At 70.3% G+C, this 15,542-nt stretch carries 12 protein-coding genes; 8 read left to right on the plus strand and 4 right to left on the minus strand.

The window, feature by feature from the left end; all coding sequences use genetic code 11:
- Window positions 1–2 precede the first annotated feature (2 nt).
- On the minus strand, window positions 3–491 hold the full coding sequence (locus tag IE066_RS09175) for a GAF domain-containing protein (protein ID WP_189449162.1): 489 nt from the start codon (window positions 489–491) through the stop codon (window positions 3–5).
- 226 nt (window positions 492–717) lie between these two features.
- Between IE066_RS09175 and IE066_RS09180 the strand changes: the two genes are divergently transcribed.
- Together IE066_RS09180 and IE066_RS09185 are read left to right on the plus strand one after the other, a co-directional pair.
- Window positions 718–1,890: an efflux RND transporter periplasmic adaptor subunit gene (locus IE066_RS09180; protein ID WP_189449163.1), complete on the plus strand. Its 1,173-nt coding sequence runs from the start codon at window positions 718–720 to the stop codon at window positions 1,888–1,890.
- Between the two features lie 5 nt (window positions 1,891–1,895).
- Window positions 1,896–5,057 carry a multidrug efflux RND transporter permease subunit gene (locus IE066_RS09185; protein WP_189449164.1) on the plus strand — a complete coding sequence of 1,054 codons (3,162 nt, stop codon included), beginning with the start codon at window positions 1,896–1,898 and terminating at the stop codon, window positions 5,055–5,057.
- Between the two features lie 163 nt (window positions 5,058–5,220).
- Here the strand turns inward: IE066_RS09185 and IE066_RS09190 are convergent, their stop codons facing one another.
- Window positions 5,221–5,667, minus strand: coding sequence for a phasin family protein (locus IE066_RS09190; RefSeq protein WP_189449165.1), 447 nt, complete (start codon window positions 5,665–5,667; stop codon window positions 5,221–5,223).
- A 176-nt stretch (window positions 5,668–5,843) separates the two neighbouring features.
- Window positions 5,844–6,200: a 6-carboxytetrahydropterin synthase QueD gene (queD, locus tag IE066_RS09195; protein ID WP_189449166.1), complete on the minus strand. Its 357-nt coding sequence runs from the start codon at window positions 6,198–6,200 to the stop codon at window positions 5,844–5,846.
- A gap of 99 nt (window positions 6,201–6,299) precedes the next feature.
- Between queD and IE066_RS09200 the strand changes: the two genes are divergently transcribed.
- On the plus strand, window positions 6,300–9,932 hold the full coding sequence (locus IE066_RS09200; RefSeq protein ID WP_189449167.1) for a PAS domain S-box protein: 3,633 nt from the start codon (window positions 6,300–6,302) through the stop codon (window positions 9,930–9,932).
- Between the two features lie 234 nt (window positions 9,933–10,166).
- Window positions 10,167–10,922, plus strand: coding sequence for a hypothetical protein (locus IE066_RS09205; RefSeq protein WP_189449168.1), 756 nt, complete (start codon window positions 10,167–10,169; stop codon window positions 10,920–10,922).
- On the opposite strand, the gene IE066_RS09210 is transcribed toward IE066_RS09205, so the two are convergent.
- On the minus strand, window positions 10,923–11,204 hold the full coding sequence (locus IE066_RS09210) for a hypothetical protein (RefSeq protein ID WP_189449169.1): 282 nt from the start codon (window positions 11,202–11,204) through the stop codon (window positions 10,923–10,925).
- A gap of 62 nt (window positions 11,205–11,266) precedes the next feature.
- On the opposite strand from IE066_RS09210, the gene IE066_RS09215 reads away from it, so the two are divergent.
- Genes IE066_RS09215 through IE066_RS09230 form a run of 4 tightly spaced genes read left to right on the plus strand, consistent with a single transcriptional unit; the run spans window position 11,267 to window position 15,484 of the window.
- Window positions 11,267–12,034 carry a YjfI family protein gene (locus tag IE066_RS09215; protein ID WP_229790757.1) on the plus strand — a complete coding sequence of 256 codons (768 nt, stop codon included), beginning with the start codon at window positions 11,267–11,269 and terminating at the stop codon, window positions 12,032–12,034.
- Window positions 12,031–12,750 (plus strand): PspA/IM30 family protein, encoded by a 720-nt coding sequence (locus IE066_RS09220; protein ID WP_189449170.1) that lies wholly within the window; start codon window positions 12,031–12,033, stop codon window positions 12,748–12,750. Before IE066_RS09215 ends, IE066_RS09220 begins: the two co-directional genes overlap by 4 nt.
- Window positions 12,750–13,400 carry an OB-fold-containig protein gene (locus IE066_RS09225; RefSeq protein ID WP_189449172.1) on the plus strand — a complete coding sequence of 217 codons (651 nt, stop codon included), beginning with the start codon at window positions 12,750–12,752 and terminating at the stop codon, window positions 13,398–13,400. The genes IE066_RS09220 and IE066_RS09225 overlap by 1 nt, the downstream gene beginning before the upstream one ends.
- Before the next feature lie 26 nt (window positions 13,401–13,426).
- Complete coding sequence (locus IE066_RS09230) at window positions 13,427–15,484, plus strand: flotillin family protein (RefSeq protein ID WP_189449174.1); 2,058 nt, start codon at window positions 13,427–13,429, stop codon at window positions 15,482–15,484.
- The last annotated feature ends 58 nt before the right edge of the window (window positions 15,485–15,542 follow it).

Genomic DNA, 15,542 nt, shown 5'->3' on the forward strand with positions numbered 1-15,542 from the left:
CGTCAGGCCAGCGAATCGACGAAGGCGCGCGCGATCGCCTCGAGGCCGCGCTGGTCGTCGGCATCGAAGCGGTCGGGCTCGGGGCTGTCGAGGTCGAACACGCCGATCAGCGAGCCGTCCTTCGCGATCAGCGGGATGACGACTTCGGAGCGCGAGGCCGAATCGCAGGCGATGTGGCCCGGGAACGCATGCACGTCGGGTACGCGCTGGGTCTCGCGCGTGGAGGCGGCGGCGCCGCAGACGCCCTTGTCGAGCGGAATGCGCACGCAGGCGGGCAGGCCCTGGAACGGCCCGACCACGAGCTCGGTGCCTTCGTAGAAATAGAAGCCGACCCAGTTGAGCGAGGGCAGGGCGTTGTAGACGAGCGCGGACAGGTTGGCCGCGTTGGCGATGCGGTCGCGCTCGCCGTGCAGCAGTCCGCGCGCCTGGTCGAGCAGTTGCGCGTACTGCTCGGGCTTGCTGCCGCTGAGCGTGGAGGCGGTAAAGGTCATGCGCCCAGTCTATGCGGCCCGCGCCCGGCCGGCCACGCCGCCTTCGTGCGTTCAAAACATCGTGCGACACAAGGTCATGAGCGGAACCGGCCGTATGTCGGCAGCGCAGCGGCGGTATGACTTCTTGCCCGGGAGCGCCGAGCGGCCATTGCTATACTGGGCGGTGCATAAATTCCGGTGCGCGCATGCCGACCGTGCGGCGCCTTCCCCTTTTGGAGCTCCCAGAATGTCCAACACGCGCAATTTCGCCGCGGCCGGTGTGCTGTTCCTCGCGCTGACCGCCTGCGGCCGCGGCGAGGGTCCGCAGCAAGGCATGGGCCCGGGCGGCGCGATGCCGCCGGCCGAGGTAGGCGTGATCACCGCGCAGCCGCAGGCCGTGCCGCTGAGCAAGGAGCTGGTCGGACGGCTCGCGCCGTTCCGCACCGCCGACGTGCGCGCCCGCGTGCCGGGCGTGGTGCAGCGCCGCGTGTACGAGGAAGGCGCCGACGTCCGCGAGGGCCAGGTGCTCTTCACCATCGACCCGGCCGAGCTGCAGGCGCAGACCGGCGCATCCCGTGCGGCGCTGGCGCAGGCTGAGGCGACCTACGCCAATGCCCGCGCCGCCGCCGACCGCGCGCGCCGCCTGGCGCCGTCGCAGTTCATCTCGCGCTCCGACCTCGACAACGCGCTCGCCGCCGAGCGCAGCGCCGCGGCCGCAGTGCAGCAGGCGCGCGCCGCGCTGTCGAGCTCAAGCATCAGCCTCGGCTATTCGACGGTGCGCGCACCGATCTCCGGCCGCGCGGGCCGTGCGCAGGTCACCGAGGGCGCGCTGGTCGGGCAGGGCACCGCGACGCTGCTGACCACCATCGACCAGATCGACCCGCTGTACGCCAACTTCTCGATCTCCATCGCCGAGCTCGACCAGCTGCGCCGCGCGCAGAGCGAGGGCGAGCCCGGCGACCGCGACGTGCAGGTCGTGCTGCCCGACGGCACCGTCCATGCCGAGCGCGGCTCTCTGGACTTCGAGGGCAGCACCGTCGACCCGGCCACCGGCGCGGTGTCGATGCGCGCGCGCCTGGCCAATCCGGACCGCCGCCTGCTGCCGGGCACGTTCGTCACCGTGCGCGCCACGCTCGGCCTGCAGCGCAACGTGTTCCTGATCCCGCAGGCGGCCGTGCAGCGCGACGCGCAGAGCGCCTACGTGCTGGTGGTCGGCGCCGACAACAAGGTCGTGCGCAAGGACATCACCGCCGACCGCGCTCAGGGCCCCAACTGGGTCGTCGAGAAGGGCCTCGCCCCGGGTGACCGCGTGATCGTCTCCGGCCTGCAGAAGGCCCAGCCGGGCGCGCCGGTGAAGGCGTCGGCTTGGCAGCCCGAGGCCGCGCCGGCCAAGGCGGCGGCTCCGGCCGCGAAGGGCTGATCGCCATGTCACGTTTCTTCATCAACCACCCGGTCTTCGCCTGGGTCATCGCGATCCTGATCGTGCTGGGCGGCGTGCTGGCCACGCTCAACCTCGGCGTGGAGTCCTACCCGGACATCGCGCCGACGCAGGTCACCGTCGCCGCGACCTACCCGGGCGCGAGCGCGGAGACCACCGAGCGCGCGGTCACGCAGGTCATCGAGCAGCAGATGACCGGCATCGACAACCTCGACTACTTCAGCTCCTCGTCGAACGCGAGTGGCGGCGCGTCGGTGTCGCTGACGTTCAAGCCGGGCACCGACCCGGACATCGCTCAGGTGCAGGTGCAGAACAAGGTCGCGCTGGCGACACCGCGACTGCCTACCGAAGTGGTGCAGCAGGGCGTGGTCGTCGCGCGCGCGAACTCCGGCTTCCTGATGGTGGTGGCGCTGCGTTCGGAGAACCCCGCGATCGACCGCGACGCGCTGGGCGACCTGATCGGCTCGCGCGTGCTCGACCAGATCTCGCGCGTGCCGGGCGTGGGCAGCACCCAGCAGTTCGGCGGCGAGTACGCCATGAACATCTGGCTCAACCCGGAAAAGCTGCAGGGCTACGGGCTCTCGGCGAGCCAGGTGCTGCAGGCCGTGCGCGGCCAGAACGTGCAGTTCGCGGCCGGCAAGATCGGCGCGGCGCCGGCGCCGGAGAACCAGGCGTTCACCGCGACCGTTTCCGCCGAGGGGCGCTTCAGCACGCCCGAGCAGTTCGCCGACATCGTGCTGCGCGCCAACAGTGACGGCACCGTGGTGCGCCTGGGCGACGTGGCGCGCGTCGAGAAGGGCGCATCGGCCTACGGCTTCGACCTCAAGTGGAGCGGCACCACCGCGAGCGGCTTCGCCGTCCAGCTGGCGCCGGGCGCGAACGCACTGGGCGTCGCCGAAGCGGTGCGCAAGCGCATGGACGAGTTGCAGCAGACGTTCCCGCAGGGCGTCACCTGGTTCTCGCCCTACGACAGCTCGACGTTCGTGAAGATCTCGGTCGAGGAAGTGGTCAAGACGCTGATCGAAGCGATCGTGCTCGTCTTCCTGGTGATGCTGATCTTCCTGCAGAACTTCCGCGCCACGCTGATCCCGACGCTGGTGATCCCGGTCGCGCTGCTGGGCACGTTCCTCGGCATGTACATCATCGGCTTCACGATCAACCAGCTCAGCCTGTTCGGCATGGTGCTGGCGATCGGCATCGTGGTCGACGACGCGATCGTGGTGATCGAGAACGTCGAGCGGATCATGACCGAGGAGGGCCTGTCGCCGAAGGAGGCGACCCGCAAGGCGATGGGCCAGATCAGCGGCGCGGTCATCGCGATCACCGTGGTGCTGGCGGCGGTGTTCGTCCCCAGTGCGTTCCAGGCCGGCAGCGCCGGCGAGATCTACAAGCAGTTCGCGATCACCATCGCGATGGCGATGGGCTTCTCGGCGTTCCTCGCGCTGGGCTTCACGCCGGCGCTGTGCGCGACGCTGCTCAAGCCGACCCAGCATCACAAGTCCAACTTCGTGTTCCGCGGCTTCAACAAGGTCTACGACCGCGTCAGCCGTACCTACGTCGGCCACGTCGGCAGCGCGATCTCGCATGCGCCGCGCTGGATGGCGGTGTTCGTCGGTCTGGCGCTGCTCTGCGGCTTCCTGTTCACGCGCATGCCGGGCAGCTTCCTGCCCGAGGAAGACCAGGGCTATGCGCTGGCCATCGTGCAGCTGCCGCCGGGCGCCACGCTCAACCGGACGCAGCGCGTGTTCGAGGACGTGCGCGCCACGCTGGAGAAGCAGCCGGGCTACGAGGGCATGATGCAGGTCGCCGGCTTCAGCTTCGTCGGCCAGGGCGAGAACGTCGGCATGGCGTTCATCAAGCTCAAGCCCTGGGACGAGCGCGAGGTCGACGCGCCGACGTTCATCCAGAACGCGAACATGCAGTTGGCGGGCATCCGCGACGCGCAGATCTTCGTGATCAACCTGCCGACGGTGCAGGGCCTGGGCGCGTTCGGCGGCTTCGACATGTACCTGCAGGACCGCAGCGGCGCCGGCCGCGAGGCACTGACCAACGCCCGCAACATGCTGCTGGGCAAGGCCGCGCAGAACCCGGCGTTGATGGGCGTGCGCCCGAACACGCTGGAGGACTCGCCGCAGTTGCGCCTCGATGTCGACCGCGTGCAGGCCCAAGCGATGGGCCTGTCGGTCAACGACATCTACAGCGCGATCCAGCTGCTGTTGGCGCCGGTGTACGTCAACGACTTCGTCGACCAGGGGCGCGTCAAGCGCGTCAACATGCAGGCCGAGGGCGAATACCGCGCCGGCCCTGAGGCGCTGGGCCGGCTGTACACGCCGAGCACCATGCCGGCGGCCGACGGCTCGCAGTCCGCGGTGCCGCCGATGATCCCGCTGTCGAATGTGGTCAAGGGCCACTGGATCACCGCGCCGCCGTCGCTGACGCGCTACAACGGTTACGCGGCGGTGGAGATCGTGGGTTCGCAGGCGCCGGGCCACAGCTCGGGCGAGGCGATGGCGGCGATCAGCGACATCGCCGGCGAGCTGCCCGAGGGCATCGGCTTCGACTGGACCGGGCAGAGCTACCAGGAAATCCTGTCGGGCAACCAGGCCACCATGCTGATGGTGCTCTCGATCCTGGTGGTGTTCCTCTGCCTGGCCGCCCTGTACGAGAGCTGGTCGGTGCCTGTGGCGGTGCTGCTGGTGGTGCCGCTGGGCGTGCTGGGCGCGGTGATCTTCTCGTTGCTGCGCGGCCTGCCGAACGACATCTACTTCAAGATCGGCCTGATCACGGTGATCGGCCTCGCGGCCAAGAACGCGATCCTGATCATCGAGTTCGCGATCGCCGAACGGCAGGCCGGCAAGACGCTGCGCGAGGCCGTGACCGAGGCCGCGAAGCTGCGACTTCGTCCGATCCTGATGACGTCGTTCGCCTTCATCATGGGCGTGCTGCCGCTGGCGATCTCCAGCGGCGCGGGCGCCAACGCGCGCCACGCGATTGGCACCGGCGTCATCGGCGGCATGCTGTTCGCGACCTTCCTCGGCCTGCTGCTGATCCCGGTCTTCTACGTGATCGTGCGGCGCCTGCTCGGCGACAAGATGGACGAGCCGCCGAAGACGGACGCGAGCGACGCGCACCACCCCATCCCGCTCTGACGCCCCCACGTCCGGGATCGAAGCCCCCGCCATCGGCGGGGGCTTCTTCTTTTGCGCGACGCGACAGCAGCGCGAGCTTCGATGCGCACTCGCGCGCAGGCACAAAAAAACCCGGCAGCGCGGGCTGCCGGGTTCGGTTCCAGTCGGAACTGGAGAGAGAAACTTACTTCGCGGCCTTGCCGGTGGCCACGTTCGCGGCCTGCTCGGCAGCGCCCTTGGCGGCCTGCGTGAACTGCTCCTGCGCCTGCTTGACGGTGTCGTTCGCGCTGCGCGCGGCGGCGTCGAACTGGCCCTTGGCGATCTGCGCGACCGACTCCTGCACCTTGGCGATGCGGCCGAGCACGTCTTGGCCCGTGGTCAGCGTGCGCTCGATGTTCTCGCGGGCGACCTGCGCGCCACGCGGCAGCAGGTTCTTGGCGCCGTCGAGGTCGCGGACCTGCGCGGCTTCGCCGAGGAAGGCGAAGGTGGCGGAGCTGCGCTCCTCGATCGCGGCCAGCTGCAGGCCGACGATGGCCTCGGCGCTTTCGAGGGTAAGGCGGTTGATGCGGGCGGCCGTGTCGGCGAACTGACGGGTGGCCGCGGCGAACTGCTCGTTGAACTGTGCGTACATGGCGGGGCTCCTGGGCCGGATGGCCGTAACCGCGTGGATGGTGCAACGCAGCATATGCCTGTCGATGGTGCGGTGCAACAACCGCTCGTCGGCCGTTGGGAGCGCCTCAGGTAGGTGAGCGGCCGTACGCAAGCTCCTGATCCGCCTGGTTTTTATGGCCGCTTGCCGGTTAGGGGTCAGGGGCCGCGGTAGCGGCAGCCGGAGGTGCAGGTCTCGTGGACGACGACTTCGGACAGCTGCGGCAGCGCCGGCTTCAGGCGTTCCCAGATCCAGATCGAAAGGCGCTCGCTGGTCGGGTTCTCCAGCCCCTCGATGTCGTTGAGGTAGTGGTGGTCGAGCCGGTCGTAGAGCGGGCGGAACGCCGCCTTGAGGTCGCCGAAATCCATGATCCAGCCGGTTTCGGGGCCGGGCTCGCCGCTGACGTGGATCTCGATACGGAACGAATGCCCGTGCAGCCTCGAGCACTTGTGGCCCGGCGGTACGTTCGGCAGGCGATGCGCCGCCTCGAGGGTGAAAACCTTGAAGATGTCCATCGGTCACATTCTAAAGCTGCGCAGTCGCGCCGACTTTGCGTGCTTGCGGGCGCTGCGCGTCTGCTACCGTAATTCGATCCTCGCTTCGGGCGGCTCCACGTGGCCGAAAGTTCCGCGCCGATCGCCGTGTCGTCGACCGTGCCCGCGGCGGGCGCGCGGCAGGCGAGGCGCGCCTTGGCCGTCACGCTCGCGCTGACCATCGCCTATGCGCTGCTGGCGGCGTTCGGGCTGCGCTGGGCGCTGGCGCAGGGGATCGCCTCGCCGACCTGGCCGGCCGCGGGCGTGGCCCTCGCCGTGCTGGTGATGGCCGGGCCGCGGCATGCGCCGGCCATCGTGCTGGGCTACGTGCTGGCGGCGCTGTTCGGCGGGTCGCCGCAGCCCTCGTGGGTCATCGCGACCGTGGCCGTCGGCAACATGCTCTCGGCGCTGGGCGCGTGGTGGGTGCTGCGACGCCTGCACTTCGCCCCGCGCTTCGAGGCGTTCCGCGATTTCGTCGTGTTCGTCGGCGCGGCGACGCTGGCCTCGACGATCGCCTCGACGATCGGCGCCGTCGCCATCGGCCTCGCGTCCCCGGCCGGCACGCCGTCGGTGCTGATGTGGGCGCACTGGTTCCTCGGCGACTTCACCGGCGTGCTGGTCGTCGGCACGCTCGTGCTCGCCTGGGCCAATGCCGGCTGGCAGCGGCCGTTGCGCTGGTGGTTCGAGCTCACCGCGTGCCTCGCCACGCTCGGGCTGATCTGCAGCCACGTGTTCCTCGGCAACGGCGTGCGCGCCTACACCTTCCTCATCTTCATGCCGCTGATCTGGGCCGCGCTCTCGCTGCGCCTTCGCGGTGCGACGGTCGCCTGCCTCGTGACCGCCGCCTTCGGCGTGGCCGGCACCACGCTCGGGCTCGGCCAGTTCGGCGGCCTCGGGCTGCACGCGCGCTACATCGACCTGCAGATGTTCGTCGCCGTCAGCACCGTGGCGACGCTGGTGCTCGCGGTGGTGGCCGACGAGCGCCGTGCGCAGCGCGCACTGATGGCGAGCGAGGCACGCCTGCGCCTCGCGTTGGAGGCGTCCGACACGGGCCTGTGGAAATTCGACCTGCGCAGCGACGCGCTGACCTTCTCGCCCGAATGCTGGCGCATCACCGGCCTCGACACGCGCCTCGTCGAGGCCACGCGCGAGGGCATCCGGCGCCTGCTGCATCCCGATGACGCCGACCACGTGCGACAGGCATTCCTCGACGCGCTCGCGCACCACAGCCTGTTCGAGAGCGAGTTCCGCATCATCCGTCCCGACGGCGTGTTGTGGTTGCAGGCGCGCGGGCGCGCCTCGTTCGACGACGATGGCCGGCCGAAGACGATGCTCGGCACGATCACCGACGTCACCGCGCATCGCCGCGACGAGCGACGCCTCGCCGAGCAGGCGCGGCTGCTCGACCTCACCAGCGATGCCATCCTGATCCGCGACCTCGACGGCCGCATCACCTACTGGAACGACGGTTCGGTACGGCTGTACGGCTACACGCGCGAGCAGGCGGTCGGCCGCGACGCCGCGGAGCTGCTGGGCACGCGTGCGCCGCTGACGCCGCGCGAACTCGACGCGCTGCTGCTCCGCGACGAACGCTGGGAGGGCGAGGTCGTCGACCGCCGCCAGGATGGCGAGGCGCGCATCATCCAGTCGCGCTGGGTGCTCACGCGCGACGCCGCCGGCGAGCCGCATTCGGTGATGCAGACGCATACCGACATCACCGACCGCAAGCGCGCCGAGCGCGCCGCCGCGGTGCTTGCCGAACTCGACCAGTGCATCGCCCGCGCCGCGGGCGCCGACGAGGTCGCGGAGACGGGTCTCGCACTGCTGGGCCGACATCTGGGTCTGCAGCGCTGCGTGCTGTCGGACATCGACACCGAGCAGGCGCGTGTCCGCAGGCTGCACGAATGGACGGACGGCGCGCCGCGCGGCGGGGGCGGCCACGACGCGCGCGAATTCTTCTCCAGCGAATTCGGCATCCTGCTCGCCAATGGCGAGGCGGTGGCGATCCGCGACCTGCGCAACGATCCGCTCGCCGCGCCCGCGGTCGTCGCGCAACTGCCGCCGGGCATGCTTGCGCTGGCGGCCATGCCCTACGTCATCGAAGGCCGCTTCGCCGGCTTCCTGCTGGTGGGGGGCGCCGCGCCACGCGACTGGCGCAGTGACGAGGTGCAATTGCTGCGCGAGGTCGTCGCGCGACTGTGGCCGGCGATCGAGCGTGCCCGTTCGATCGCCGCGCTGCGCGAATCGGAAGTGCGCTTCCGGCAACTGGCCGACACCGCGCCGATCATGATCTGGGTGGGCGAGGCCGACGGGCGCTGCAGCTACGTGAGCCGGCGCTGGACCGAGTTCACCGGCCGCCTGCCGGAAGCCGAACTCGGCGAAGGCTGGAAGGACGTCATGCATCCCGACGACGTGCCGGCCTACATGGCGGGTTTCGAGGAGGCGGCGCGCGAGCAGCGGCCCTTCGCCTGGGAATACCGTGGCCTGCGCTGGGACGGCGCCTGGCGCTGGCTGCATGTCACCGCGCGGCCGCGCTTCGGCGCCGGCAGCGAGTTCCTCGGCTACATCGGCGCGGTGATGGACGTCACCGAGCGCCGCGAGGCGGAGGAAGCGCTGCGCGAAGCCGATCGTCGCAAGGACGAATTCCTCGCCACGCTCGCGCACGAACTGCGCAACCCGCTGTCGCCGATCCGCACCGGCCTGCACGTGCTCAACCTGACCGACGACGCGGAGACCGCGCGCCGCACGCGGCAGATGATGGAGCGCCAGCTCGGGCACATGGTGCGGCTGATCGACGACCTGCTCGACGTGTCGCGCATCACCAGCGGCAAGGTGGTGCTGCAGCGCGACCGCATCTCGCTGCAGGACGCGGCGCTCGCCGCCATCGAATCGGCGCGACCGGTGGTCGAATCCGCGCGCCATCGCCTCACGGTCGAGCTGCCGGAGGCGCCGCTGTGGATCGACGCCGATCCCACGCGCATCGCCCAGGTGATGGGCAACCTGCTGACCAACGCGGCCAAATACACGCCCGACGGCGGCGAGATCTCGCTGCGCGTCTACGAATGCGAGGCCGCGGCCTGCGTTTCGGTCACCGATACCGGCCTCGGCATTCCGCCCGAGGCGCTGGGCGAGGTGTTCGGCATGTTCGCGCAGGTCAACCGCACGCTCGACCGCGCACAGGGCGGGCTGGGTATCGGGCTCGCGCTCGCGCGTCGCCTCGTGGAGATGCACGGCGGCAGCATCACCGCCGACAGCGCGGGCCTGGGGCGCGGCAGCACGTTCACCGTGCGCCTGCCGCTGTCGTTCGACGCGCCGGATGCCGACACGCCGGCGAACGCGCTGTCGTCGACGGGCATGCGTCGCCGCGTGCTGGTGGTCGACGACAACCAGGACGCCGCGAGCACGCTGGCGATGATGCTGGAGCTCGAAGGCCACGCCACCTGCATCGCGTTCTCCGCGCATGACGGCCTGCGCCTGGCCGCCAACTTCGGCCCCGACATCGCCTTCCTCGACATCGGCATGCCCGGCATGAACGGCTACGAGCTCGCGGTCGCGCTGCGGCGCCTGCCGGGGCTCGCGCGCATGCGCCTCGTCGCGGTGAGCGGCTGGGGCGGCGACGAGGACAAGCGACGCTCGGCCGAAGCGGGCTTCGACCAGCATCTCACCAAGCCGGTGAGCATCGACGCGGTACAGAAGGCGATGGCGGATGTCTGACCTGCGCATGCGTCCCGGCGTCATGCCAACCCCGGACGCCTGCATGGCGCGTGTCGCGCGGATCGGCGGCTTCGACGTGCGCGCGATGCGACCGCGAGGGCGCCGCACGGGTCGCACGGCGCGTCATCGTGTATACATTCGAAACGTGCGCGCCGTTACGGGATGCACGCCGAAGCCGGCGACGCGGGCAGCCGATGCCGGCCGCGCCGCACGCCACGCGAACCAGGAGCCTTCGTGACGTCCCAGCTGCTCCAGGTGCCGCCACCGGGAAACGAAGGCGGCGACGGTGATCCGGTCGGGCGCATCGATCGCGAGATCATCCGCGAGGTCGACCTCGATCGCGTCTCCGCGTTGATCGAACGTCGCAGCGCGTCCGGCCTGCTGGAGGAACTCGCCGGCATCGTGCAGGCGCTCGAACTCGCCGCGTCCCGCGCCTCGCCGCTGCGCGCGGGCATCGTCGGCCGCCTGCTGGGGCGCGACCTCGCGCAACAGGCACGCGCGCGCCAGGCCTACGAGCACATCCGCATCCGCCTGCACCTCGCCGAACGCCGCGCCGTCGAGGTCGAGGCGCACGGGCGCGAGCTGGCCGAGGCCGTGGCGCATATCGGTCGCCAGCGCGCGCGCCTCGCCGAGATCGCCGAGCGCGGGCGCGGCGCGATGGACGCTTTCGCCGTGGGCGCCGCGCCGCGCCAGGCTGACGCGATGGCGCGGCGGCTCGACCACCTGACGCTGCTGATCAGTTCCTGGGACATCGCCGCCGCGCACATGCGGCTGGTCCGCCAGTACGGCGAGCTGCTGCTCGCGCGCTATGCGCACGTGCGCGACGTCGTGGTACCGCAGTGGCGACGTGCCGTCGAAATCGCGCTGACGCAGGACGAGGATGGCGATACGCAGGCGGCGGAACTCCTGCGCGAGGCGCTCGAATCGCTGCTGCAGGCGACCGCCCCCGAGCCGGCCGTCTTTCCGAGCGGTAAGGACCTGCGCGTCTAGTCAGCGCGCCTCCCGCGCCAGCGCCTCGCGCGACGGTCGCGGGCCGCGCGGATGGCGAACGCCGTCCCGCCCCGCATCGTCGACTACCCACTCCGCCTGCGTCGCATGCGCCTGCCGGGGCATGGCGTCGGCATTGCCCTGCCATGCGCCACCCGTCGCGAGCCGCGCGGCGACGTCATCGGGACCTGCATCCGCCGGCGCCCGGAGTCGCCCGCCCAGCATCAGCGCGCCCGCGACGCCGAGCAGGCCGCACATCATCATCGTCCTCGGGTTCCGGACCATGGCGTCCTCGCGGCTCGGGCCTTCGAGCCTTGCACGCGGCGTGGCGAGATGATGTCGACGCGGTGCGGGCGTTCCTCGGCGGGCTGCGAAGCCGCGAAGCCCGCCGCGCCGAACGACCACGCCTGCCGTTCGTCGGATCGGCCGCGGGAACCGCTGTTCGTGGCTTTCATGTAAGGGTAGTGTCGCCTTTCATGAAAGGCGAACGCCCCCGCAGCTCCACCGAATACGTTCGCGAGTTCCGGCGGCGCATGCGCGAGGCCGGGCTCGTCAAGCGGGAGGTGTGGATCCGACCGGAGCGCAGCCCGGAACTCACCGCGGTCGAGAAGCAGCTGCGCCAGCCGCGCGGTGCCGTCGTGGGAAGCGACGAGGAGCGCTCGAGCCGGCCGGGCTGGACCGTCCACGCCCTGGGCGCGGCGCTCGGCGGAACCCGGCCCATCGTCGACGGTCGCATCGAGCTCGAGGTCATCGAGGGCACCGAGCCGAGCCTGCACTTAGTCATGCGCGACTACGGTGACCTGCCGGTGTTCGTCGCGATCGGCGGCGAGCAGATCGTAGTGCAGGCGCTGATGTGGCCGGTGGAGGACGTGCTCGACACCGCAGGGTTCAACGCGCACGCACTTCGGACCCACAAGCTGCTGCCGCTCAGCACGCTCGGCATCGAGCCGATCGGCGGCGTGGCCTGCTACATCATGTTCGGCTCGCTCGACACCCATTCGAGCCTCGCCAACATCCTGTTCGAGATCGAGACGCTCGCGGAGAACGTGCTCGACGCCGCCGACGCCTATACGCCATTCCTGCGGCCCGAACTGCTCGAGGAGGCCGCCGCATGAGCAGCCTCGGCAAACTCGTGGGGCGCGTGCGCGAGCAGCTCTCCGAAATCGGCGAGGCGATCGCGGGCAACGCGGCGGACCGTGCACTGGAGGAGCAGATCCGGCTCGCCGACGGCCAGCTGCGCACGTGGCGAGCGTCGCTCGCCGAACTCAAGGCCCGGCATCTGGCTGCCAGCGAGCGCCGCGACGCCGACGCCGCGACCATCCTGCAGCGCGAAGCGCAGGCCGCCGCGGCGCTGCAGGCGGGCGAGGACGCGCTCGCGCTCGAAGTCGCGCGCGAGATCGATCGCCTCGAACTTGCCCGCGACGACGAGGCCGCGCTCATCGCCCATCTCGATGCCTGTATCGCGCAGCTGGTTCCGCTGGTCGAACAGGGCGAGCGTCACCTGCGCCGCCTGCGCCACCAGATCGACGTGCTGCATGCGGCGCAGACGGTGCAGCGCGCGCAGGAATCGGTGGCGGGTCGCGCCTGCGGCAGCGTGCCGCCGCCGCGGACGGCGATCGATTCGCTGATGCGCGCGCGCCGCAGGCATGGCGCCGCGCCGATCGACATCGAGTCGGCCGGTATCCCGAGCGCCGACGCGCTCGACATCAAGCTGCACGACGCCGGGCTCGACCAGCGCGCGCGACTGGACGCGATCCTCGCCCGCATCCAGGCGACTGCCGCGCCCGTCGTCGACAGCGAACCCGCACGACATTCCCGCAGGACGCCGTAATGGATGCCTTCCTCGCCACCGCCCTGACGTTCCCGACCGTCGTCTACAGCGTGCTGCTGGCGGTCTGCCTGATCTACTGGCTGCTCGCCGCGACCGGCCTGTTCGACCACCACGCCCCCGACGCTCTGGTCCACGGACACGCGACCGACGCACCGACCGCCGACGGCGACGCCGGTGACGTCGCCGCGATTCTCGCGCGCCTCGGGCTCGCGGGCGTGCCGGTGATGGTGATCGCCACCGTGCTGAGCTTCTTCGGCTGGCTCTGCGCGTATTACGTGCAGCTGCTGGTGCTCGACCATCTGCACACCTCGCTGCGCGTCGTGCTGGGTATCGCGATCGATGTGCTGGCGCTCGTGCCCGGCCTCGTCGCCACCTCGCTGGTGCTGCGCCCGGTCAGCCGCTGGATCCTCAGGCTGCGTCCGCCGGTCGAGCCCGGCCTGCTCGGTCGCGTCGGCACGGTCAGCACGCCTGCCGTGGACGCGCGGTACGGCCAGGCGACGATCGACGACGGCGGCGCCGGCCTGATCCTGCAGATCCGTTCCAACGACACCGGCCGGTTCAAGCGTGGCGACCGGGTCGTGCTCATCGAATACCTCGATGCGCAGCATGCCTACCGCGTCATCGCCGAAGAGCAGTTCAACAGCCTGTAAGCACCACACCTCAAGGAGAGGTCGCAATGAGTATGTCCCTGATCATGCCGTTCATCGTCGGCACCGGCGCGCTGCTGGTGGTGCTCCTCGGCATCTTCGGCCTGTTCAAGGCCTTCTACGTCAAGGTCGAGCAGGGCACTGCGCTGATCGTCAACGACCTCAGCAGCACGCCTAAGGTGCGCTTCACCGGCGGGCTGATCATCCCGGTGCTGTACAAGGCCGAGTACATGCAGATCTCGCTGATCGGCCTGCAGGTCGATCGCAAGGGCAAGGAAGGCCTGGTCTGCAAGGACAACATCCGCGCCGACATCTCGGTGGCCTTCTACCTGCGTGTCAACGAGACGCAGCAGGACGTGCTGCGCGTCGCCAAGGCGATCGGCGCCAGCCGCGCTTCGGATCGCGCGGCGGTGGACGAGCTGTTCAACGCCAAGTTCTCTGAGGCGTTGAAGACCGTCGGCAAGCGCTTCGACTTCACCGAGCTGTTCGACAAGCGCGACGAGTTCCGCGACGAGATCGTCAAGGTGATCGGCAGCGACCTCAACGGCTACGCGCTCGAGGACGTCGCGATCGACTACCTGGAGCAGACGCCCAAGCACCTGCTCGATCCGAACAACATCCTCGATGCCGAGGGCATCAAGAAGATCACGCTGATCACCTCCGAGCAGAACATCCGCACGAACGACCTCGAGCAGAACGCGACGCTGGAGATCCAGAAGCGCAATACCGCCGCGCGCGAAGCCTCGCTGTCGATGGAGAAGCAGGTCGCCGAGGCCGAGGCACGCCAGGCCCGCGAGGTCGCCGAGATCCGCGCCCGCGAGGAAGCCGCCGCGAAGAAGGCGCAGGAGGAGCAGCGCCTGATCGCCGAGCAGGCGCGCCTGGAAACCGAGGAGAAGCTGCAGATCCGCGACCAGAACAAGCAGCGCGAGATCGAGGTCGCGGAGCAGAACCGCCAGCGCGCTGTGGCCATCGAGGCCGAGCGCGTGGAGCGTGCGCGTGCGCTGGAGAAGGTCACGACCGAGCGCGAGGTGCAGTTGCAGGGCGTCGAGCGCGACAAGGTCGTCGAGACCGGCAGGATGGATGTCGCCAACATCACCCGCGAGCGCATCGCGATCGACAAGACGGTCGCGCAGGAAGAGGAGCGGATCAAGGAAGTGCGCGTGGTGTCCGAAGCCGAGCGCGAGCGCCAGGCGCGCGTGATCGCCGCCGAAGCCGCTGCACAGGAAGCGCTGGTGCAGGCCGTGAAGCGAGCCGAAGCCGATGAGACCGCCGCCAAGCATCGTGCCGTCGAGCGCACCACGCTCGCGCAGGCCGAACTCGAGGCGGCGAACCGCGAGGCCGAGGCCAAGCGCCTGCTGGCCGAAGGCATCAAGGCCGAGCGCGCGGCGCCGGGCCTGGCCGATGCGCAGGTGCGCGAAGCCGGTGCGACGGCCATCGAGAAGGTGGGTCTCGCCGAGGCACGCGTGGCCGAAGCGAAGGCCGAGGCGACCTACAAGCAGGGCAGCGCCGAGAGCCGCGTGCTCGCCGATACGCTGGCCGCGCGTGCCGAGGGCGAGCAGAAGATGGGCCTGGCGAAGGCCAGTGCGACGGAGGCGGTCGGCACCGCCGAGGCCGACGTGCTCGGCAAGCGCTTCGCCGTGGAGGCCGAGGGCCTGACCAAGCGTTTCGACGCGCTGGGGCAGCTCAACGACACCGCGCGTGCGCACGAGGAGTTCCGCATGGTGCTCGAGAAGAACCTCGAGCAGGCGCTCGCGGCGATCGAGGCGGGACGCGACGTCAGCAAGGAGAACGCCGAGGTCATCGCGACCGCGCTGCGTGGCGCGAACATCGATCTCGTCGGCGGCGACGGCGGCCTGTTCGAGAGCTTCTCGAAGGCGCTTTCGCTGGGCAAGGCGGTGGAGGGCTTCGCCGCCAAGAGCCCGATCGCGCAGGACCTGATGGAGCGCTTCCTCGGCGTGGCCAAGCCGACGCCGCGCGAGCGCGTCATTGAAGTGCCGGTTCCGGCGGCGGACCCGACGCCCATCGCGGCGGCGATCGAGCGCGCGGCGCATGCCGTCGACGCCGAGCCGGCGAAGCCCGCCGTCTGAGCAGGAACCGCCGGGCGCCGCGCGGCGCCCGGCTCGCACACGGAATAGAAGGTCGACC

Origin of the sequence: Cognatilysobacter xinjiangensis (genome assembly GCF_014651995.1) — a bacterium.
GTDB classification, from domain to species: Bacteria; Pseudomonadota; Gammaproteobacteria; order Xanthomonadales; family Xanthomonadaceae; genus Cognatilysobacter; species Cognatilysobacter xinjiangensis.